This is a genomic window from Chryseobacterium ginsenosidimutans, assembly GCF_024807225.1.
Classification (GTDB): Bacteria; Bacteroidota; Bacteroidia; order Flavobacteriales; family Weeksellaceae; genus Chryseobacterium; species Chryseobacterium ginsenosidimutans.
On sequence record NZ_JANUCO010000001.1, the window covers coordinates 88,025 to 110,540 of the forward strand.

At 35.8% G+C, this 22,516-nt stretch carries 14 protein-coding genes and 3 pseudogenes; 4 read left to right on the forward strand and 13 right to left on the reverse strand.

Going from position 1 to position 22,516, the window contains the following annotated elements; all coding sequences use genetic code 11:
• Positions 1–7: 7 nt before the first annotated feature.
• The 4 genes from J3D55_RS00430 to J3D55_RS00445 form a co-directional block, all read right to left on the reverse strand.
• Positions 8–529, reverse strand: a complete 522-nt coding sequence (locus J3D55_RS00430; protein WP_259127199.1) for an acyl-CoA thioesterase — start codon at positions 527–529, stop codon at positions 8–10.
• Positions 530–1,282, reverse strand: coding sequence for a hypothetical protein (locus J3D55_RS00435; RefSeq protein ID WP_259127201.1), 753 nt, complete (start codon positions 1,280–1,282; stop codon positions 530–532). It lies immediately after the preceding gene.
• 496 nt (positions 1,283–1,778) lie between these two features.
• A complete protein-coding gene (locus J3D55_RS00440; RefSeq protein ID WP_259127202.1) occupies positions 1,779–3,884 on the reverse strand; it encodes a TonB-dependent receptor in 2,106 nt (701 codons plus the stop codon).
• A 364-nt stretch (positions 3,885–4,248) separates the two neighbouring features.
• A complete protein-coding gene (locus J3D55_RS00445; RefSeq protein WP_259127203.1) occupies positions 4,249–5,019 on the reverse strand; it encodes a WG repeat-containing protein in 771 nt (256 codons plus the stop codon).
• Between the two features lie 442 nt (positions 5,020–5,461).
• Here J3D55_RS00445 and J3D55_RS00450 point away from each other — a divergent pair, with 442 nt between their 5' ends.
• Positions 5,462–8,242: a bifunctional aconitate hydratase 2/2-methylisocitrate dehydratase gene (locus J3D55_RS00450; RefSeq protein WP_259127204.1), complete on the forward strand. Its 2,781-nt coding sequence runs from the start codon at positions 5,462–5,464 to the stop codon at positions 8,240–8,242.
• 324 nt (positions 8,243–8,566) lie between these two features.
• Positions 8,567–10,835 (forward strand): annotated as a pseudogene (locus J3D55_RS00455) (aconitate hydratase).
• A 54-nt stretch (positions 10,836–10,889) separates the two neighbouring features.
• Here the strand turns inward: J3D55_RS00455 and J3D55_RS00460 are convergent.
• Positions 10,890–11,576: a LytR/AlgR family response regulator transcription factor gene (locus J3D55_RS00460; protein WP_259127205.1), complete on the reverse strand. Its 687-nt coding sequence runs from the start codon at positions 11,574–11,576 to the stop codon at positions 10,890–10,892.
• Entirely contained in the window at positions 11,569–12,579 is a 1,011-nt protein-coding gene (locus tag J3D55_RS00465) for a sensor histidine kinase (RefSeq protein WP_259127206.1), read from the reverse strand. The genes J3D55_RS00460 and J3D55_RS00465 overlap by 8 nt, the downstream gene beginning before the upstream one ends.
• Positions 12,580–12,738: 159 nt before the next feature.
• On the opposite strand from J3D55_RS00465, the gene J3D55_RS00470 reads away from it, so the two are divergent.
• Positions 12,739–13,575, forward strand: a complete 837-nt coding sequence (locus J3D55_RS00470; protein ID WP_259127207.1) for a DUF5694 domain-containing protein — start codon at positions 12,739–12,741, stop codon at positions 13,573–13,575.
• Positions 13,576–13,645: 70 nt separating this feature from the next.
• Positions 13,646–15,884, forward strand: a pseudogene (locus tag J3D55_RS00475) (TonB-dependent receptor domain-containing protein).
• A gap of 66 nt (positions 15,885–15,950) precedes the next feature.
• Here J3D55_RS00475 and J3D55_RS00480 read toward each other — a convergent pair.
• The 7 genes and pseudogenes from J3D55_RS00480 to thiC all read right to left on the reverse strand — a co-directional run bounded on the left by J3D55_RS00480 (position 15,951) and on the right by thiC (position 22,505).
• A complete protein-coding gene (locus tag J3D55_RS00480; RefSeq protein WP_259127208.1) occupies positions 15,951–16,661 on the reverse strand; it encodes a HesA/MoeB/ThiF family protein in 711 nt (236 codons plus the stop codon).
• Positions 16,662–16,868: 207 nt separating this feature from the next.
• The gene (gene thiH, locus J3D55_RS00485) at positions 16,869–17,987 is read right to left on the reverse strand and encodes a 2-iminoacetate synthase ThiH (RefSeq protein ID WP_259127209.1); all 1,119 of its coding nucleotides are present in this window, start codon (positions 17,985–17,987) and stop codon (positions 16,869–16,871) included.
• Between the two features lie 10 nt (positions 17,988–17,997).
• Positions 17,998–18,774, reverse strand: coding sequence for a thiazole synthase (locus tag J3D55_RS00490; protein WP_259127212.1), 777 nt, complete (start codon positions 18,772–18,774; stop codon positions 17,998–18,000).
• A 99-nt stretch (positions 18,775–18,873) separates the two neighbouring features.
• Positions 18,874–19,386, reverse strand: coding sequence for a thiamine phosphate synthase (locus tag J3D55_RS00495; protein WP_310466685.1), 513 nt, complete (start codon positions 19,384–19,386; stop codon positions 18,874–18,876).
• A gap of 3 nt (positions 19,387–19,389) precedes the next feature.
• Entirely contained in the window at positions 19,390–20,136 is a 747-nt protein-coding gene (locus J3D55_RS00500) for a hydroxymethylpyrimidine/phosphomethylpyrimidine kinase (RefSeq protein ID WP_259127215.1), read from the reverse strand.
• A complete protein-coding gene (locus J3D55_RS00505; protein WP_259127218.1) occupies positions 20,112–20,696 on the reverse strand; it encodes a thiamine phosphate synthase in 585 nt (194 codons plus the stop codon). The genes J3D55_RS00500 and J3D55_RS00505 overlap by 25 nt, the downstream gene beginning before the upstream one ends.
• Positions 20,693–22,505, reverse strand: a pseudogene (gene thiC / locus J3D55_RS00510) (phosphomethylpyrimidine synthase ThiC). Before thiC ends, J3D55_RS00505 begins: the two are co-directional and overlap by 4 nt.
• Positions 22,506–22,516 lie beyond the last annotated feature (11 nt).

The following is a 22,516-nucleotide window of genomic DNA, read 5'->3' on the forward strand; positions in this document are numbered from 1 at the left end:
TTTGTGTTTAGCTCGGCTCCTGGAAAAGCTTCTTCAATTCCACAGATTCTGAAGGTTTCATTCTTCCGGAAAGGATAAGAGAAAGTTCTTTTCTTCTTAAAGCTGCGGCAAATCGTTCTTTTTCAAGATCTGTTTCCGGTTCCATTTGGGGAATTGGGATAGGTCTGTTAAATTCATCTACTGCCACAAAAGTATAAATTCCTGTATTGGTCTGAATTTTTTTATGATTGATAGGATCATCCAACCAAACATCAACGTAAATTTCCATTGAAGTAGAAAAAGCTCTGGAAACTTTAGATTCCATCACGACAATTCCTCCTTCGGGAATCGGATGATCGAACGAAACATGGTTTACAGACGCCGTTACTACTCTTCTTTCGCAATGTCTTGTTGCGGAAATTGAAGCACATCTGTCCATTCTTGCCAACAATTCTCCACCGAAAAGATTTCTCAACTGGTTGGTATCATTGGGAAGTACAATATTCGTCATTATCGTCAGAGATTCTGACGCTTTTTTTATTTTTGCCATTTATTTCTTAGTGTTGTTTGTAGTTACAGGAGCTTTTACACTCTTTTCTACTGCAGGTTGAACGGGTTGTTTCATCACCGAATCTTTTTTCAGAGAATCTACAACCGGAGCATGAGTCTGTACTTTCACCGTATCTTTTTCGATTCTGTGGGTTTTTGTCTGTACAGAAATATTTGTTTTATCGAAAGATTTTTTCCCGAAAAGAAGTTCCTGTTGAGAATAAGCAACATACAAAATTCCCAACACCGGAATAACAATCAGGAAAGCCCAAAGAATGGACTTATTAAATTGATAATCCTTTTCCTTATTTACAGAAACATTGGGTTTCAAATCTTTATTATTGATATCCGAAATTTTAATTTCTTCCAACCCGTAAAAATCAGGATGATCAGACTGCAATCTGTTTCCTTTAAAATGAGTTTCACCGTCTTCAATAAAGATAATTCCCAAGCCCTGAATTTCCAAAGTCTGGTCTGCCTGCAGTTTTTTCTTCCAAAAATCGGTCTGAATCTGCAGATCGGTTTTCGAAGCTTCCAACGTCATCTGCTTTTGGTTGGCTATAAAACCTGCCAATTCATCGGACTGAACTTCATAATCCGAGAGATAGACAATTTTGCTGGCAGGAGGAAGAATACTCCCATTTTCGGAATTGATAATTGCTTTGGAATTTTCTAGAGAAAATACCCCAAAATTCGGAACCTTCACAGTTCCAAATTGTTTCAAATATTCTAAAATGTAAGCTGAAATATTCATTTGGTCGCAAATTTATGACTTTTTCGTGACTTTTGAGGAGATTTATTTTTTATGAACAAGACTTTAAATAGTTTTATATTTTACGAATTATTCAATTTCACAGTACAAGTTCGATATTACCTGATCTTCTTTATTTTTATGGTTGAAAATATTGTTTTTGAGTCTTAAAATTTGAGTTTTTTTTGAATGTTTGCTTTTAATGAAAATGTCTTTTTAACGCAAAGTCCGCAAAGATTTTTTACTACTAAATGCTTTTAAAGCTCGCAAAGGCGTTTCACTCAGCAAAGGACACAAAGCCTTTCAATTATGAAGCGAGTATTTGTGAGCCTTGTCAAGGTTTAAACCTTGACAAGGCTTTGATTGTTATTAATTATTAATGATGAATTATAATGATTTTAGATTTGTAGAAAAGCTTCAAATAAAAAAGACTGCCGAAGCAGCCTTAAAAAATCTAACTTTACTTTTTACTATAATTTATTAAATATAGCCTGATTGATTACTGAATTTTCCAGCTGATCCCAACCATAAAGTTGGTTCCTGCCTGAGAAAAATAGTAAGGTTCGCCGTCGTAAACAGCGCCATTGTTGACATATTTTTTATTGAAAATATTATTCACCAATAATTTCAACGCAATGTCATTATTCTTGATTTTAAACTGATATTGAGCATTAAAATCCGTCAAAAGATAGTCTTTCAACTGCAGATTTTGATCTTCTGTATTATCCAGATATTGTTTTCCGACATATTGATTCATCAAAGCAAACTGGAAATTTTTGGTGGGATTGAATTTCAAACCTAAATTGGCGATAACGTCCGGTGAGAAAGAAATCTGAGTATTTCCCAAGTTTTTTGCGGCATCTTCATTTTCGATTTTAAAATCTAAATTTCTGTTGTTACTGAAACTTACATTCCCCGTCAGTTCCCATTGTTTTGAAAGTTTCGCCAAAGCAGCCAATTCGATTCCGCTTCTGTAGCTTTTCCCTGAGTTGGTTCTTATGAAAGCTCCTACATTGTTCAGTTCGCCATTTAAAACCAACTGATTCACGTAATACATATAATATAAATTCGCCGTAAACGATACAATTCCGAATTGTCTTTCAAAACCAGCCTCGAAATCGTGAAGCTTTTCTGCTTTCACGTCATTGTTTGCCAACAAATCGTCTCTGTTGGGTTCGCGATGGGCATGTGCGTAAGAAACAAAGACTTTTCCACTTCCTATTCTATAATTAACCCCAACTTTTGGATTGAAGAACAGCCAGTTTTTGTCCAGATTTGCGCCTTCATCGTCTCCTGCAGTGATAATTTTTGTGTCGTAATCGATATTTCTCAACTGCAAATCTCCGAAGATTTCGAAATCATGAAGTTTAACCAACGCTTTTGCAAAACCTGCGACTTCATTTTTCACAGAACGACTTCTGTAATATTCGTGTTCATCAATTTGAGGCAAGAAAACACCGGTTACATTCCCAAAATGTCTTCCGTAATATTGATTGGCAACAGCTCCGAAATTAACATCAACAATTCCTAATTTTCCGTAAAGTGTGGAAACCATTCCGTAGAAATCGTTATTCAGCCATTTTTTTCTGATAAAATCTGAGTATTCTTCACCATTTACATCCGCCAAATTGTATCTCGCAAAAGGATCGCCTTGCTTGTAATTTTCGTAATATCCTTTTCCTTTCGTGTAATGTAAAGTGGTTTCTAAATTCCATTTATCATTAAACTTTTGTTCCCAAAGCAATTGATAATGATTTTGTCTGTAATTATCGGTTTCATTGCCATAAAAACCAACAATATTTTCCCAGTTTGCATCATAAATCGCTCCGGAATAATTGAACTTTGGATCTGTTTCCCAAGTTTTTCTGTCGATTCCGTTCCAAGCCTGATACGTTTTTTCTTTTCCTCCGAAAGCCATCAGACGAATTCTCGTATTTCCTTCTTCATACAAAGCCGTGAAATTGTAAGAATCTAAATTTGATGAAGCTCTGTCGATATATCCATCGGAATTAATGTGAGTATAACGTCCCATCACAGAAAGCTTGTTGCCCCAGAATTTTCCGGAACCGATTTCCGCAGAATATTTATACGTATTGAATGATCCGTAACTGTCATCTGTTTTAAAATAAAACTTTTCTTCCGGATCTTTTGAAAGTACATTGATACTCGCTCCAAACGCAGAAACGCCATTGTTGGAAGTTCCGACCCCTCTCTGAATCACGATTTGTGAAGCAGAGCTCGTTAAATCCGGAACATTCACGAAGAAAGTTCCCTGACTTTCGGAATCGTTGTACGGAACGCCATTCATCATGACATTAATACCGCTTCCCGAAACTCCACGAATTCTAAAACCTGTGTAACCAACGCCATTTCCGGCATCAGAAGTTGAAATTATGGAAGTTTGGTTTTTAAGTAAAATCGGTAAATCCTGTCCAAGATTTTTGCTATCAAGATCTTTGGCTACATTGATGATTTCTTTAGCAACAGGAAGTCTTTTGGTAAAATTAACTGCTTCAATTTCCCTTACTTTCAGAGAATCTGTATTCTGAGCTTGTAAAAAAGCGAAAGAGCCAACGGTAAGCCCTAAAAAAAATAATCCTTTCATTCTATAAATCTTTAAAATTTAATGAATAAAAGGGGCGGATTAAATAATGTAACAATTTATTAATTTAACAGTCTAACAATGCAAATTGGTATATTGTTTCACTGTTCCATTGGTACATTTTAAATTCCCTAAACAGCATTATCTGTTCCAGGTTCATTGGGTATAATCTCAGCTTGTTACAGCACCCCTTTATTTCAGCCGCGAAATTACAAAAAAATTATGAAATGTGAGTTGTAAGTTTTTTAAAGCGCTCTTTTTACAGCATTGAATTGTGTTATTCGTGAAAAATTTGTGCTGATTTGTGTTTAAATTTTTCTTCCACGGATTTCACAGATTGACACGGATGTTTGCGTTTTATTTAAACTTAATAGGTTTTATTTTTTGAATCAATATAATAGTAATTTTTGCCATCTTTGGAAACATCGAACATTCTGCCCAGTTTCCAGCTGAAATTACGTTTAATATCTTCATATTCAAAAGGGACAATGATGTTATTATGAACATCAATAACTCCGAATACATTGTTTTTAGACGCGATAATCATCGGATTCGACACATCATCGCCTTCCATAATATACAAATATTCATATTGAGGATAAATCTGAAACTGCTTATAATCCTGAGGATTTTTAAAGGTAGCTTTTTCAATAATTCCGAAAAAACCATTCATCGTATACGCCTGAAACAATTGCTGTACATATTCTTTATGAGCACATTGCGCAAGATCTGATTGCTTGAATTGATAGACTCTTTTCCCTTTTTTATCTACTCTGTATGAAATTTCATTCTTTTCTACCGTTGCATAATCTGCAGTCCCGAATTTTCTCACTTTTTCGTTGGGAGAATTCAACAGATTACAATCTTCATAGAAAAAAACAGCAATATGATATTCCGGCTGAATGATAAATTTCCCTTTCTGATTCACATATCCAAAATTTCCATTTTTCTTTTTCGGAATTAAAACAGGAAGTTCTTCATTGATAACAGGAAGATCCGGAACTTTATTTGCCGATGCGAAATTCTTTTTAACAGTAGTTTTAGACGTGTTTTTAATTGATAATTTCTTCACAGATTGAGTCTGAGAAAAAACAGAAATCGAAATAAAAAAGCACAAAAACGGAACTACATTTTTCATAATCATCATTTGGATGCAAAAATAGGATTAAAAATAGAAAATATAAAATTCATATTTATAAAGAATCTAAATAATTTCGAGTACAAAAAATAGTAAAAATCCGTAAATTTGGGAACATTTTTAAGTGTTTGATAATCTAAAAACGTTTTGGAGATATGTTTTTTGGGATTGATATTATCAAAAAAGTGTACCAATCTTACCTCAAAAGAGCCTTTTTTCAACAAGACGAATCGCAGGTAAGCCACTTACACTTCCAGAAAATCATATACTTAACTCTCTGAAACGGAACATTATCTCACATTTTAAAGGAGGTAGATTATGTTGTTATTACTAAAGTCGTTTTACGGCAGCTTTTAAATAATTTTATTGTAATTTAAACACTGTTAAGAAAAAACCTGACAGTATTAGCAACTGTTTTAAAATTGAAAAGATTTCTATTATTATGAATATTTATCAGGATTACATCCAAGAGATTGAAGAAAGAAAAAACCAAGGGCTTCATCCAAAGCCAATTGACGGTGCAGAACTATTAAGTGAAATTATTGCACAAATAAAAGATACAGCCAACGAATACAGAGCTGACTCTCTTAATTTTTTTATTTATAACACGTTACCCGGAACCACAAGTGCAGCGGGTGTAAAAGCCAAGTTTTTAAAAGAAATCATTCTGGGTGAATCCATAGTAGAAGAAATAACACCTGCTTTTGCCTTCGAATTATTATCTCACATGAAAGGTGGCCCTTCAATTGAAGTATTGCTAGATCTTGCGTTGGGTAACGATCCAGCTATTGCGAAAGAAGCGGCAAACGTTCTTAAGACACAGGTTTTCCTTTATGATGCTGATACAGACCGTCTGAAGGAAGCATTCAATAGCGGTAACGAAATCGCACAAGAAATTGTTGAAAGCTATGCAAAAGCTGAATTCTTCACTAAACTTCCAGAAGTTGCTGAAGAAATTAAAGTGGTTACATTTATCGCGGGTGAAGGTGACATTTCAACAGATTTACTTTCTCCGGGAAATCAGGCTCACTCAAGATCTGATAGAGAATTGCACGGTAAATGTATGATTACTCCTGAAGCTCAGGAAGAAATTAAAGCTTTACAGGCTCAACATCCTGATGCAAGTGTAATGCTTATCGCTGAAAAAGGTACGATGGGTGTTGGTTCATCAAGAATGTCGGGAGTAAACAACGTGGCTCTTTGGACAGGTAAGCAAGCAAGCCCATATATTCCATTTGTGAATATCGCTCCGATTGTTGGAGGTACAAACGGTATTTCTCCGATTTTCCTTACTACGGTTGACGTAACAGGTGGTATTGGTATCGACCTTAAAAACTGGGTAAAAAAACTGGATGAAAACGGAAACCCTATTCGTAACGAAAACGGTGACGTTGTTCTTGAAGAGACGTATTCTGTGGCTACAGGAACAGTTTTGACAATCAATACAAAAGAAAAGAAATTATATAACGGAGATCAGGAATTAATTGATCTTACAAAATCTTTCACTCCTCAAAAAGTTGAATTTATCAAAGCTGGTGGATCTTACGCTATCGTTTTTGGTAAAAAGCTACAAACTTTTGCTGCAAAACTTTTAGGAATCGAAACGCCTCTTGTTTTTGCTCCATCAAAAGAAATTTCTCACGAAGGACAAGGCTTGACTGCTGTTGAAAAAATCTTCAACAGAAATGCAGTTGGTGTTACTGAAGGAAAATTATTACACGCTGGTTCAGACGTTCGTGTAGAAGTAAACATCGTTGGATCTCAGGATACAACAGGTTTGATGACTGCTCAGGAATTGGAATCTATGGCAGCGACAGTGATTTCACCAATCGTTGACGGTGCTTATCAGTCAGGATGTCACACTGCTTCTGTTTGGGATAAAAAAGCTCAGGCTAATATTCCTAAATTAATGAAATTCATGAACGAATTCGGTTTGATCACCGCTCGTGACCCGAAAGGTGAATATCACGCGATGACAGACGTTATTCACAAAGTTCTTAACGATATTACGATCGACGAATGGGCGATCATCATCGGAGGAGATTCTCACACAAGAATGTCTAAAGGTGTTGCTTTTGGAGCTGACTCAGGAACAGTTGCTCTTGCTTTGGCTACAGGTGAAGCATCAATGCCGATTCCTGAATCTGTAAAAGTAACATTCAAAGGAAATATGAAAGAACACATGGATTTCCGTGATGTTGTTCATGCTACTCAAGCTCAGATGTTGAAGCAGTTTGGTGGAGAAAACGTATTCCAAGGTAGAATCATTGAGGTTCACATTGGTACGCTTCCTGCAGATCAGGCATTCACATTTACAGACTGGACTGCTGAAATGAAAGCAAAAGCTTCTATCAATATTTCTGAAGATGATACTTTAATTGAATCACTGGAAATTGCAAAAGGCAGAATCCAGATCATGATTGATAAAGGGATGGATAATCACAATCATGTTCTTCAAGGATTGATTAATAAAGCTAATAAAAGAATCGAAGAAGTTAAAACAGGTGATAAACCAGCTCTGACTCCGGATTCAAATGCAAAATATTACGCAGAAGTTGTTGTTGATCTTGATATCATCGTAGAACCTATGATTGCCGATCCGGATGTAAACAATGATGATGTTTCTAAACGATACACTCACGATACGATCAGAGCACTTTCTTTCTATGGCGGCGAGAAAAAAGTAGATCTTGGTTTTGTTGGATCTTGTATGGTTCACAAAGGAGATTTGAAAATTGTTTCTCAAATGCTTAGAAATATCGAACAGAAACAAGGTAAAGTAGAATTCAGTGCTCCTCTTGTAGTTGCTGCTCCTACTTATAATATCATTGATGAATTAAAAGCAGAAGGAGATTGGGAATTATTGGAGAAATATTCAGGATTCGAATTTGATGATAAAGCTCCGAAAGGTGCAGCTCGTACAGAATACGAAAACATGATGTATCTAGAGCGTCCTGGCTGTAACCTTTGTATGGGTAATCAGGAAAAAGCTGAAAAAGGAGATACCGTATTGGCAACTTCTACCCGTCTTTTCCAAGGAAGAGTGGTTGAAGATTCTGAACGTAAAAAAGGAGAATCTTTATTGGCTTCAACTCCGGTTGTTGTACTTTCTGCAATTATGGGAAGAATTCCTAATATTGATGAATATAAAGCAGCTGTTGAAGGTATCGACCTGACTAAATTCACCCCTTCAATTAAGGAATTGGTGCAGGTTGGTCATTAATAAAATTAAATAATAAGTCGAAAGACTGTTTTTAAATTATATAAGAAAGATTTTAGTCCATTGGATTTAAAATCTTTCTTTTTTTTATTTAGAACCTTTCCATTTAAGAGTCATGAGAATTATTTTAACTTATATCAATAACTCAAAAATTATTTTTCCTTAACTTGATAGGTATTTAAAATAGTAATCATTCATCTTATGTATGCCGTTTTATGCAGAGTAGGAATAGAATTTGATTAATTTGCGTTTGAGGAAATTTCCGGACTTTAATCTAAAATTAAAGCCTTGAAAAACTTATTGGAAAATAGAAAAATTAAAACAGATATGACTTTCGACATTGACATGATCAAAAAAGTATACGAGCGTTATCCCGAAAGAATTGCTGCGGCAAGACAAATCGTGGGAAAACCTCTTACACTTTCAGAAAAAATCCTTTACACTCACCTTTGGGAAGGAAATGCTACATCAGTACATGAAAGAGGAAACTCTTACGTAGACTTCGCACCAGACAGAGTAGCAATGCAGGATGCAACGGCGCAGATGGCGCTTTTACAATTTATGCAGGCGGGAAAACCCAAAGTGGCTGTTCCTTCAACCGCTCATGCCGATCACTTGATTCAGGCAAGAGTAGGTGCACAGGCAGATTTACAGGAAGGTCTTAATAAGAATTCAGAAGTTTTCAATTTCTTGGGTTCTGTTTGCGACAAATACGGAATCGGTTTCTGGAAGCCGGGAGCGGGTATCATTCACCAGGTTGTTTTAGAAAATTATGCATTCCCAGGAGGTATGATGATCGGAACCGACTCTCACACGGTAAACGCAGGAGGATTAGGAATGGTTGCCATCGGAGTTGGTGGTGCAGATGCCGTAGACGTAATGGCAGGAATGGCTTGGGAATTGAAGATGCCAAAATTAATTGGTATTAAATTAACAGGAAAAATGTCCGGCTGGACTTCCGCAAAAGACGTTATCTTAAAAGTAGCAGGAATTCTTACCGTAAAAGGTGGAACAGGATGTATCGTAGAATATTTCGGGGAAGGAGCGCAGTCTTTATCTGCAACAGGTAAAGGAACAATCTGTAACATGGGTGCTGAAATCGGAGCGACAACTTCTACTTTCGGATATGATGATTCTATGAGAAGATATTTGGCTTCTACGGGAAGACAGGATGTTGTAGACGCTGCAGACGTAATTGCAGAACATTTAACAGGTGATGCTGAAGTCTACGCAAATCCAGAACAATATTTTGATCAGGTTATTGAAATCAACCTTTCTGAATTGGCTCCACACTTAAACGGACCTTTCACACCAGATTTGGCGACTCCTGTTTCTGAATTTAAAGCGAAAGCGGAAGCAAACGGATGGCCAATTGAAGTAGAATGGGCATTAATCGGTTCTTGTACCAACTCTTCTTACGAAGATCTTTCAAGAGCGGCTTCTATCGTTGAAGATGCGGTTGCAAAAGGCGTGAAACCTAAAGCGATCTTAGGAATCAATCCAGGTTTCTGAGCAGGTGAAATTCACGGCGGAAAGAGACGGCTTCTTAGATTCTTTCAGAAAATTTGAAAATGCTAGAATCTTTACCAACGCTTGTGGACCTTGTATCGGACAATGGGACAGAGAAGGTGCTGAAAAAGGAGAGAAAAACTCAATTATTCACTCTTTCAACAGAAACTTTGCAAAAAGAGCAGATGGAAATCCAAATACTCACGCATTCGTAGCTTCTCCTGAAATGGTGGCTGCCATTGCAATTTCCGGAAGATTAGACTTTAATCCTATCACAGATACGTTAACCAATGAATCTGGAGAACAAATAAAATTAAACGAACCTCAAGGTTTAGAATTACCTGAAAAAGGTTTCGCTGTAGACGACAACGGCTATCAAGCTCCATCTGCAGACGGATCTGCTGTTCAGGTAAATGTAAGCCCAACTTCGGACAGACTTCAGTTATTGGAAGAATTCCCGGCTTGGAACGGCAAAAACATTATCGGAGCGAGACTTTTGATCAAAGCTTTCGGAAAATGTACAACCGACCATATTTCTATGGCTGGACCTTGGTTGAAATACAGAGGTCATCTTGATAATATTTCAAACAATATGTTGATCGGAGCTGTAAATGCTTTCAACATGGAAACGAATAAGGTGAAAAATGTATTGACTGCAGAATACGGTGAAGTTCCTGCTGTACAAAGAGCTTACAAAGCTGCAGGTGTACCTTCAATCGTTGTCGGAGACCAAAACTACGGTGAAGGTTCTTCAAGAGAGCACGCTGCAATGGAACCAAGACATCTTGGTGTAAAAGCAGTATTGGTAAAATCATTCGCGAGAATCCATGAAACAAACCTTAAAAAACAAGGAATGTTGGGATTAACTTTCGCTAATGAAGCAGATTATGATAAAATTTTAGAAGACGATGTTATCAACTTCTTAGATCTTGATCAATTTGCTCCTGCGAAACAATTGACTTTAGAGTTCATCCATTCTGACGGAACGAAAGACATTATCATGGCAAACCACACGTACAACGATCAACAGATCGATTGGTTCAAGGCTGGTTCTGCATTAAACCTGATTAAGCAACAAGAAAATTAATTGTTAGATTTTAATTAATCATAGAAAAAGCAACTTCAGACTGGAGTTGTTTTTTCATTTTATTTTCGTTAAAAGATTCATGCGGAAGCTCTCTCCTATCGGGATTTCCTGATCTGAAACCAAGGTTACTTTTTTTGATCCTAAACTTTTAATCTGATTTAAATTAATAATAAAAGACTTATGAATTCTCACAAAAGAACTTTCCGGAAGCTGCTGCTCCATCGATTTCAAAGTATCTAAAACAATATATTCCTGTTCTCCGGTTCTGATATTGACGTAATCTTTGATGCTTTCAACATAAAGAATTTCATCAAAACTAATTCTATGTTGCTGTCCCGAAGATTTTACAAAGAAATGAGAATCTTCTTTATTTTCATTGACAGAAAAACGTTCCTGGGCTTTTAAAGCACTTTTATAAAAACGTTCAAACGAAATGGGTTTTAAAAGATAATCGACAATATTGTGTTCATAGCCCTCCAAAGCAAATTCGGAATAAGCTGTTGTTAAGATATATTTTTGTTTGTCACCCAGAATTTTCATGAAATTAATTCCCGTAAGTTCCGGCATCTGAATATCGAGAAAGACAAGATCAGATTCATTATTTTGAATATATTCTAACGCCTCAATCGGATTTTCGGAAGAGAAAACCAGCTCCAGAAAAGGAACTTTCTGCACATAATTTTCCAACAGCGAAATCGCCAATGGTTCGTCGTCTACAATAATGCATTTAATTTTACTCATTTCGCAAATTGATTTTTAAATCTACGATAAATTCTGTTTCCGTATTTTTTATGTTTAATTCATATTTTTTTGGATACAGAATTTCCAGTCGTTTTTTCACATTTTCAATTCCGATTCCCGAAAGTGAGTCTTTCATTCGTTCTTTTTTATAATTTAAAAGATAAAAATGCAGGATTTGATTATCGTCAGAAAGTTTCATTTCGAAGCCTTTATTTCTAAAATCACCATGTTTAAAAGCATTTTCTACAAACGGAACTAAAATCATCGGTGAAATCTTCAATGTTGGATGATTGATGTTTTTTTCTATCATTAATAATTCCGGATTTTTAATCCTCAACTTTTCAAGAGCGGTCAAACTATCGATATAGCCAATTTCTTTATCCAGAGAAATTACATCTTTTTCGAGATCTTTTGTCGTGTATCTCAGTAATTTACTCAGTTCTTCAATTGCGGGTAAAGCGCTGTCTGATTTCTGATAGACCAAAGAATAAATATTATTCAAAGAATTAAAGATAAAATGAGGATTGATCTGTGTTTTTAAAGCCTGTAATTCTGCATTCTTTCTGGCTTTTACCAATTCTGTTTTCTCAACTTCAGTTTTAATAAAATACCTGAAAAACCAAAACGTCGTACTGATGAAAATCGTTGTGCTGCTGTAGAAAATATTATCAAAGTAATAATAAATAAACGGTGTTTCTTTCGCATAATTCCTGATCCCGAAAAAGGTGGGCAAAAACCATTCTTCCATGAAATAACGAACGCATACAAAACAGCTTGCACTCAAAAAAAATACAATGACAGATTTGTAAATTTTATCCCCATCAAAGAACTTTGGAACGACCACAAAATAATTGAAATAAAAGCAAATAATACTCGTGATAAAGAAAGTAACATTGAAAATCGTATTCGGGGAGTTATAAACAAAATAAGGAATAAGAACCGACCCAACGATATAGATCGACCAAAAGAAAATATGCAGATAAAGAAGCTTATTGATTTTCATAGAACAAAAATAGATTTTCTAAGAAATTGCAGGGCTTTTTTTCGACAAACCGTTCATTTTTTCCGATGAAAATGATTTCGTGCCATTTCAGCTTCCGTTGATCGAAACACTGTTTCATTCTATTTCCGGGAAATATAATTTTGTCAAAAAAATAATCCTATGAAAACATTATTGTATACTTTCTTACTTTGTTTATCAGCGGTAATTTCTGCTCAGAAAAAACCTTCAGACTATTTTCCAGATCCAAAAACTAAAGTTTTAGTTGTAGGATCATTTCACTTCGATTATCCGAATCTTGACGCCCATAAAACCGAGAAAGGAGATCAGGTAGATGTCTTGTCACCCAAAACAGCAAAAGAAGTGACTGAGCTTATTAATTATATCAAAAAATTTAAGCCTACAAAAATCGCTATCGAAGCTTGGCCAAAATGGAGTGCCAATCAAAAATTAAAAGAATACAAAGAAGGTAAACACAAAGATCAACGGGATGAACGTTACCAGATCGCGATGCGCCTTGCAAAAGAGCTTAATTTGAATGAACTATATAGCATTGATGCGAGTTCTGTTTTGGATGATCTTGGAGAAAAATTTAAGAAAGATTCTGTATACTTTAAAAATATGAGTGCAGATTATGATTTTTTAAGTGATGATGCTATTTCAAAACAATATGATACTTTCTTTAAAAACTCAGAGCGAAAAAACTTTAAATCGATTTTGGATCTTTTTAAATTCATGAACAGCAAAGAATATCATAAATATGAATACGGCGCTTATCTGAGTGGAGATTTTAAACTGAGAGCACACGACGGTGCAGATATGCTGGCTTTGTACTGGTACGACAGAAATCTGAGAATGTTTAGAAATATTCAGAACATTCCGCATACTTCGGATGACAGAATATTAGTGATTGCAGGAAACGGTCATGCATCTGTTTTACGACAATTATTTACTTCGTCTCCAGAGTTTGATTATGTTGAATTTGACTCATTAAAATAAAGCAAATAGGACATTTTTTGTAACAAAGCCAGATTTTCAACGTCTAACTGAATAGAGAAGAAAAAACATTATGAGAAAAACAATTATTGCTTTATCTTTTTTGGGTACGGTATTTACTTACGCCCAGGAAAAAACTAATAACCCGCCAACGCAAGAAAAACAGATCCAAGAGGTAGTTCTTACCAAAACTAAAAAAGCCGTTGAGCAGAAAGCAGACCGTACTATTTTTGATTTTTCAGAACAACCTCAGCTTAATAACGGAAACGTTTTGGAAGGTATTAAAAAACTTCCGGGATTGGTTTCTACAGACATCGCAGGAATGATGTATCAGGGGAAAGTTCTTGACGTTTATTTGAATGGAAGACCATTAAATATTACGTCCAACGAACTGAATTCTTTCCTTGAAGGAATGCCCGCAAACTCCGTCGACAGAATAGAAGTGATTACACAACCCGGTGCAGAATTTCCGGCAACTTCCGGAGGTGCGATCATGAATATTATTACGAATAAAAATGCTAATAAATATTTAACGGCAACCTATTCTGGAAATTATTCTTTTACGAATTCCAATAAATTCAGAAACAGAGCGACCAACTCGATGAATCTGAATGCCCGAAATAAACTATTCGGATGGCAATTGAATTTTGGGCAGAATTATCGTGAAAGTGGATTGAATACGAATCAAGATAATTTATTATTGAGCAATACAGACAGAGTGGGTCGCGGATATTTTGCCAAATCAGGAGTCACTTTCGATCTCGGACAAGATAGATTATTGCTGAACTACGATATTTATCATAATAATAATGACAATTATACTTTGAGTAACGGGGAAGGCGTTGAGAAACTTAAAGTTCCTAATACTAATCCACAACAATATCAATACAGAGATTTTATATTTGATGCTTCTGATGCCGCTCATACCAATAATATCAGACAGGAAGCAGTTGTTACTTATCAAAAACGTTTCACAGATAAAGCTCAAAAATTAGACTTCCAGTTTGGATATACAAAATCTGACAGCAAATTCGATCAGGACAATATTTTCAGAACAGGAAAATATTCTGATAACAATCAAGCAATTTCTATTGTTGGAGGGAATGTTCTAAACAATAAATCTGATATGAAAATTGCCAACTTCAAAGTAGATTATTCTCAGCCTTTAAAAATTCTTGACGGCGGAAAAGTGAGCTTAGGAGGTTTGTATGAAAATCAGGATTTTGATACGGAAAGCAAAGGTTTAACCAATTTGGAATATAAAAGACAAACAACCGCAACGTATCTGGAATTTCAGGCTAAACTGAAAAAGTTTGATTTTACGTTGGGAACACGCGCGGAAAACTACGATATTTCGGGGGTTACGAGAGTTCTGGACAGTACCAATACTGTTGTTCAGAAAGATTTACTTCCTTTTAATAAGTTTAAATTATTTCCGAATGCAAGTGTTCAGTATAATGTAATGAATCAGGTCTACGTTGCTGCGAATTATAATAAAAAGATCAGTTTACCGAGTATTTCTGCTTTAAATCCGAATAATACGACGTTTCAGGGACCGAATACACAGGTAACCGGAAATCCGAATCTACAGCCTACAATTTTTGATAATTATGAAATAAAAATTTCGGCGTTTGATTATGCTTTCATCGGATATAGCGTGAGTTTCTGCGAAAAATCAGGTGGCACAAATTATCAGAAAAGACGGAAAAAATCTTTACAATGAGCAGGTGAATATTTCGAGTATGAGAATTCACAATTTCAATCTTGGAGTGCCGATTCCGTTTATGATTTTCAGCAAGCCATTGAGTGAGATCATGAAGTTTGATTTTAATCCTGATAAAATTAATTTCATGTATCTGTACGCAGGATATCAAAAACATGATATCGACAATCTGGATAATAAAGGGTTCTGGATCTTCAATGTGATGGCTCAGGTTCTTTTACCAAAAGACATCAAGTTAACGGCGAATTACAGTTATTTAACTCCAAAAGCAGGATATTTCTACTTCACTGCAGAAAAACCTTTCAACAATAATGTAGACATTACTTTAACTAAAAAATTCATGGATAACCGCTTGACGCTTTCTGTTTTTGCGAATGATATTTTCAACGGACAGGTAATGCAGGTACGCTCTAATCCGCCTGGAGGAGGTGAAAGTGTAGTGCTGAGAAATAAATATGACAGTCGAAATTTCGGTTTATCAATCAATTATAAAATTCCAACAAAAAATAAATTGGCAAAAGAAGACACCAATATCTTAAATCAAACGAAGAAAGATGATAGCGGTGGTGTGATGCAGCAAGGACAATAATAAACGTAAATAATTAAAAACGAGTCAGCAAATATTTTGTTGACTCGTTTTTTTTAACAATATAATTTAAAAATCAATCGTCTGAAATCGCCAGTTCAGTGTATCGATTAATGTAATTTGGTTTAATTGTAAAGGTAAATCGGTTATTACTTTCAATGTCTGATTTGCCATCATACTTCCCACAATTCCTGACAAAGCACCTAAAACTCCGAGGCTGTCACAATCTGGAAGATTTTCATCAAAAGGCGGCTCCGGGAAAATATCTCTTAAGTTTTTGCTTCCTTTATGATTAAAAACCGCAACCTGCCCCGAAAATCCTAAAATACTCCCGTAAACCAAAGGTTTTCCAAGTTTCACACAAGTATCATTAATTAAATATCTTGTTTTAAAATTATCCGAACCGTCAACAATAACATCAAACTGTGAAAGAAGTTCTTCTGCATTCGATTCATCAATTTTACTTTCAATCCCAATAAAATTGACTTGATGATTAAGGTTTTTTATAAATTGCTCTGCACTTTTGACTTTAGAACTTCCAACAGAATTTTCATTGTGAATGATTTGTCTGTTTAAATTATGTAATTCAACCTCATCAAAATCGGCAACACCTAAAGTTCCGACTCCCGCCGCCGCCAAATATTGAATGACCGGACTTCCCAAACCTCCCGCTCCTATCACAAGAACTTTAGCATTCACGAGCTTCCGTTGACCTTCCAACCCTATTTCTTCAATAAAAATCTGTCGGCTGTATCGTGCAAAAATGTCTTCGTTTTTCATTAATAATTTATTGTTGAATTTTTTTTAACGCAGAGAACGCAAGGTAATTTTAAAATTATTCTGTAGATTTTTCGTTCGCAAAGGCATTTCATTCAGCAATGGGTGATCTTCGCTGAGTGCTATCGCCCTTGCGAACGAAAAAACATTATATAAGAAATAATTCTTTGCGAGCATTGCGTTAAAAATAATTTGAAATATTTATTAAATTTAAACTCCGCTATACACAGAATCCCAGTCCTTCATAATTGGGTCATATCCAGCTTTTTTAATAATATTTCTAATTTCATCCATACTCCTCTCATCACTCGTTTCAAACTGTTCCAAAGATTCTTTATCAACCGCATAACCACCCGGATTGGTTTTAGAAGCAGCACTCATCGCCGTGGCTCCTAATGAAATAATATGGTCTCTGAACTTTTCACTTTCTCTGGTTGAAATAGAAATTTCCAAATCTTCATTCCAAATTCGGTAGGCACAAATTAATTGTAATAAATCTTTATCAGACATAATAAAATTCGGTTCAATAATTCCTTCTGCAGGTCGAAGTCTCGGAAATGAAACTGAAAATTTACTCTTCCAATATTGCTTTTGAAGATAATCGATGTGAAGCGCATTGAAAAAACTGTCGACACGCCAATCTTCTAAACCTAGCAAAACGCCCAATCCCATTTTATGAATTCCTGCTTTCCCAATTCTATCGGGGGTTTCCAGACGAAAATTAAAATTTGATTTTTTACCTTTCGGATGATATTCTTTATAAACTTCCTGATGATAGGTTTCCTGATAGACCAAAACAGCATTCACACCCGCATCATGAAGTTGTTGATATTCTTCCTCCGACAACGGCTGAACTTCAATCGAAATATTCGCAAAATGCGGCTTTAACAAGCGAACAGCCTTCAGAAAATAATCAATTCCGACTGTTTTATTTGCTTCTCCGCTTACCAGCAAAACATGATTGATACCCATTGATTTTAAAACGGAAGCTTCAATCATTAATTCCGTATCAGAAAGTGTTTTTCTTTTAATGGAGTTATCTAAACTAAAACCGCAGTACGTACAAATATTCTGACATTCATTACTCAAATACAACGGCGCATACAACTGAATCGTTTTCCCGAATCGTTTTTGTGTAACTTGTTGTGTCATTTTCGCCATTAATTCTAGCTTTTGAGCAGCAACAGGCGAAAGAAAATTCAGGAAATCTTCTATTGTTTTATTCTTTTTTTGAAGGCTGTTTTCCACATCAGATAATGTCACTTTTTCAAGTTTCGTTTTCACCTCATCCCATTGATATTTTTCAAAAAAATCTTTAAAACTCTTCATAAAATTAAGTTTAATCAAACAAAAAAGATGTCAACGGACTTGATGCTTCTGCATGGTTTCCGATTGCTCCCAAACCAGATTCAAAAGCTCTTCTTCCGGCAATCACGCCTTCTTTAAAAGCCAATGCCATATTGATAGGATTTCTCGCAACCGCAATTGCCGTGTTCACCAAAACCGCATCAGCTCCCATTTCCATAGCTTTTGCCGCATCGGAAGGCGCACCAATTCCCGCATCAACGACAACAGGAACATTGCTTTGAGCTATAATTATTTCTAAAAAGTCCAAAGTTCTCAAGCCTTTATTGGTTCCAATCGGCGCTCCCAAAGGCATCACAACCGCTGTTCCTGCATCTTCCAAACGCTTACATAAAACCGGATCGGCATGAATGTAAGGCATCACGATAAATCCTAATTTTGCCAATTCTTCAGTGGCATACAACGTTTCAATCGGATCGGGCAACAAATATTTTGGGTCTGGATGAATTTCCAGTTTCACCCAGTTTGTTTCCAGAGCTTCTCTTGCCAATTGCGCTGCCAAAACAGCTTCCTTTGCAGTTCTTGCTCCTGAAGTGTTCGGTAAAAGGTGAGACTTCGTCGGTTTTAAAGCACTCAACAAATCGTCTTCTGAAGATTGAGAATCGATGCGCTTCAAAGCCATTGTTACCATTTCACTTCCTGAAGCAATGATGGAATCTGTCATTTCCGAGAGATTTCCGAATTTTCCTGTTCCTAAAAACAATCTCGATTCAAAAATTCTGTCTGCTATTAGTAATGGTTGATTTTTCATTGTAAAACGTTTTTAAATTCGTTAATAACGGAAGGCTGATTGGTGATTTGCCCTGAAACCGCCACTCCGTAAATTCCTATTTGTTGTAATAATTCGATGTCACTCAGAAACTACTCCACCGATGGCAAATATTTTTGGAATTTCTAATGATTTTTCTTGTAAAGTTTGAATGATTTTTTCATAGCCTTCAAAATCTAAAATCGGACTCAGTTTTTCTTTGGTTGAAGTAAATCTTAACGGACCTAAGCCGATATAATCACATCCTTCGTTCATTCTTTGAAGAACATCTGAAGCGGTATTTGCCGTTCCTCCAATGATTTTATTTTGACCTAAAATTTGTCTTGCCACTTCAACTGATTCATCATTCAATCCTAAATGGACTCCATCTGCATCGACCAATTTTGCAATTTGAATATGGTCATTGATAATGCAAATTGCCTGATTATCTGAACAAAGTTTTTTAGAGATTTCACAAAGCTTGATGAATTCATTTTCAGGAGCATTTTTCCAACGAACCTGAATCCATTTTACTCCGTTATCAAGAGCCTTTCGGATGTTTAGTTCCTGATCTTCTATGGTAAATCCTTGAGATATGTATTGTAATTTTTCCATTTTTTAATTTGAATGAAATCCTAGCAAAGTAGGATTGCTTGTTAAAAATTTTTCAATGTATAATTTTCCGTTTCGGCAGGCTTCTTCTACATTTTTTCCTAAAGCTAAATGACTTGCAATCGCTGAAGAAAGTACGCAACCGGAGCCATGTTTTGGATAATAAACAGAAGTTTCATCAGTTGGATGAATTGAAATTTCTTTTCCGTTTTCTATTAAAATATCTGTTCCTAATTTGTCTTCCCGATGACCTCCTTTAATTAAAACTGAGCAAGAATTTTCAGATTTTTTAAAAAGGCCAGCTTCCTGTAAAACCTTGTATTCATTGTAGTTTGGTGTAATTAAATCAATCTGATTCAAAACATTTTTCAACTCTGAAATTGTATTCAAATCAAAAAAAGAAAACTCTGAAGTACTTTTTAAAACCGGATCCCAAACAATTTTTGCTTCAGAATTATTTGATTTAATTGTTTTAATAATTTCACTTAGAAATCCTGCATCTTTAACCACTCCAATTTTTACAACCTGAACGGAATATTTTTTCATTAAGACATCAATTGATTTCAAAATTTCATCTAAAGGTTGCCAATTCAGGCTCAAGCATTGAGATTCTGTCTGTAAAGTCATTGCCGTACAAACTCCCAACCCTTGAACTTTCAATTGTTCCATTGTTTTGATGTCTGCTAACAAACCCGCTCCACCACTTGGATCGAAACCTGCAATACTCATTACGAAAGGACGTTCTGTCTGCATTTTTTGAAAACATTTATCGGTTCATTACTTTCCCAAATTGCCCCTAACAAAGCCACTCCGTCTACTCCACTTTCAAAGGTTTCATTGATATTTTTTTCATTAATTCCTCCCAAAGCAATTAGTTTTACATCTGAATTATTGCGGTTTTTAATATCATTTAAAATCATTGAATTTTCGCCATATCCTTTTTTAGAAATACTCGGAAAAACCGGACTGATAAATGAGTATTCCCAATCCTTATTCAATTCATTAAAACTTTTAATATCATGAACAGACGTTGAAATCGTTTTATCTGTGAAAGATTTAAACAAATCATTTTGTCTGTCAATTTCTCTGAAATGAAACCTTGAAATATCAAAATCTTTCGCCAAATCATAATGACTGTGCAACACCAACCGATGATGAAATTCAGAATTCATCTTTTGAATAAAATCCGCCATTTCTTCTGAATTAATGAAAGGTTTTCTGATGTGAAGCAAATCCAAACCTTCCTGAAATAATTCATTTATGATTTCAGTTTCGTTCATCATCATTTCTTCGGGAGTGATTACGATAATCATATATAAATTTCTTTCCCTTTTTCGATGAATTCCTGTGATTTGTCAAACATTCCTTTCTCTGCTGATTCACGGATTTCCTGTGTAATTTTCATTGAACAGAATTTTGGTCCGCACATCGAACAGAAATGCGCAATCTTCGCTCCGTCTGCAGGAAGTGTTTCATCGTGATAAGATCTTGCCGTTTCAGGATCTAGTGAAAGATTAAACTGATCTTCCCATCTGAACTCGAATCTTGCTTTACTCAACGCATTATCTCTGTATTGCGCTCCGGGATGTCCTTTTGCTAAATCAGCCGCATGAGCAGCCAGTTTATAAGTAATAACTCCAACTTTTACATCTTCTTTATTCGGAAGTCCTAAATGTTCTTTGGGTGTCACATAACACAACATCGCACAACCAAACCAACCGATCATCGCCGCTCCGATTCCTGAAGTTATATGGTCGTAACCTGGTGCAATATCCGTCGTCAAAGGACCTAAAGTATAAAACGGAGCTTCATCACATACTTCTAATTGCTTCTCCATATTTTCTTTAATCAAATGCATCGGAACGTGACCGGGACCTTCAACCATTACCTGAACATTGTGTTTCCAGGCGATTTTTGTCAACTCACCTAATGTTTCCAGTTCTGCGAACTGTGCTTCATCATTGGCATCGGCAATCGAACCCGGACGAAGACCGTCACCCAAAGAAAAGGCAACATCATATTTTTTCATGATTTCGCAGATCTCCTCGAAATGCGTGTACAAAAAGTTTTCTTTGTGATGAAAAAGACACCATTTTGCCATGATAGAACCTCCTCTTGAAACAATTCCGGTGACACGTTTTGCTGTCAAATGAATATATCTCAACAAAACTCCGGCGTGAATCGTGAAATAAGAAACTCCCTGTTCTGCCTGCTCAATTAAAGTATCTTTAAAAATTTCCCAAGTAAGATCTTCTGCAACACCTTTTACTTTTTCGAGTGCTTGATAAATTGGAACAGTACCAATCGGAAACTGGACTATTTCTGATGATCCATTCTCTGGTTTCGTGGATATTTTTTCCTGTGGATAAATCCATAATCGTATCGGCTCCCCATCGACAAGCCCAAACTGCTTTTTCCACTTCTTCTTCAATGCTCGATGAAACGGCACTGTTTCCGATATTGGCATTAATTTTAACTAAAAAATTTCGCCCGATAATCATCGGTTCGCTTTCGGGGTGATTGATATTGTTGGGAATGATTGCTCTTCCGGCTGCAATTTCGTCTCTTACAAATTCGGGAGTGATTTTACTTTTTGGAGTTCTTGCGCCAAAACTGTTTCCCGGATGTTGAAAAGCCATATCTTTTGAAACAGAATCCAATTGCTCGATTTTTTGATTTTCTCTGATTGCAATATATTCCATTTCGGGAGTGATGATTCCCTGTCTTGCGTAGTATAATTGGGTAACTTCTTGTCCTTCTTTGGCAACTTTTGGTTTGTGATTATAAGAAAAACGCAGTTCATCCAGTTTTGAATCGGCAAGACGTTTTTTTCCGTAATTAGAAGTAATTCCATCCAGAATTTCTACGTCATTTCTATCCAGAATCCATTGTTCTCTGATTCGGGGAAGTCCTTTTTCAATATCAACTTCAGAATTTTCATCGGTGTAAGGTCCTGATGTATCGTAAATTGTGACAGGCGGATTTTCTTCAATTTTTCCGTTACTGAGTTTTGTCGGACTTAAATGTATTTCTCGCATCGCTACATTGATCGGGTGAATTGTTCCTTCAACATAGATTTTTTTTGAGTTCGGAAACGGCGAACGTGTGATGTTGTGAGCCATAAAATGATTGT

What these genes read in the sequence shown, in the direction of transcription:
- J3D55_RS00440 (WP_259127202.1), bottom strand. Translation starts at nt 3,884, where the DNA reads ATGAAAGGATTATTTTTTTTAGGGCTTACCGTTGGCTCTTTCGCTTTT.
- J3D55_RS00500 (WP_259127215.1), bottom strand. Translation starts at nt 20,136, where the DNA reads ATGCAGACAGAACGTCCTTTCGTAATGAGTATTGCAGGTTTCGATCCA.
- J3D55_RS00445 (WP_259127203.1), bottom strand. Translation starts at nt 5,019, where the DNA reads ATGAAAAATGTAGTTCCGTTTTTGTGCTTTTTTATTTCGATTTCTGTT.
- J3D55_RS00495 (WP_310466685.1), bottom strand. Translation starts at nt 19,386, where the DNA reads ATGGAAAAATTACAATACATATCTCAAGGATTTACCATAGAAGATCAG.
- J3D55_RS00460 (WP_259127205.1), bottom strand. Translation starts at nt 11,576, where the DNA reads ATGAGTAAAATTAAATGCATTATTGTAGACGACGAACCATTGGCGATT.
- J3D55_RS00490 (WP_259127212.1), bottom strand. Translation starts at nt 18,774, where the DNA reads ATGAAAAATCAACCATTACTAATAGCAGACAGAATTTTTGAATCGAGA.
- J3D55_RS00435 (WP_259127201.1), bottom strand. Translation starts at nt 1,282, where the DNA reads ATGAATATTTCAGCTTACATTTTAGAATATTTGAAACAATTTGGAACT.
- J3D55_RS00430 (WP_259127199.1), bottom strand. Translation starts at nt 529, where the DNA reads ATGGCAAAAATAAAAAAAGCGTCAGAATCTCTGACGATAATGACGAAT.
- J3D55_RS00505 (WP_259127218.1), bottom strand. Translation starts at nt 20,696, where the DNA reads ATGATTATCGTAATCACTCCCGAAGAAATGATGATGAACGAAACTGAA.
- J3D55_RS00450 (WP_259127204.1), top strand. Translation starts at nt 5,462, where the DNA reads ATGAATATTTATCAGGATTACATCCAAGAGATTGAAGAAAGAAAAAAC.
- J3D55_RS00480 (WP_259127208.1), bottom strand. Translation starts at nt 16,661, where the DNA reads ATGAAAAACGAAGACATTTTTGCACGATACAGCCGACAGATTTTTATT.
- J3D55_RS00470 (WP_259127207.1), top strand. Translation starts at nt 12,739, where the DNA reads ATGAAAACATTATTGTATACTTTCTTACTTTGTTTATCAGCGGTAATT.
- thiH (WP_259127209.1), bottom strand. Translation starts at nt 17,987, where the DNA reads ATGAAGAGTTTTAAAGATTTTTTTGAAAAATATCAATGGGATGAGGTG.
- J3D55_RS00465 (WP_259127206.1), bottom strand. Translation starts at nt 12,579, where the DNA reads ATGAAAATCAATAAGCTTCTTTATCTGCATATTTTCTTTTGGTCGATC.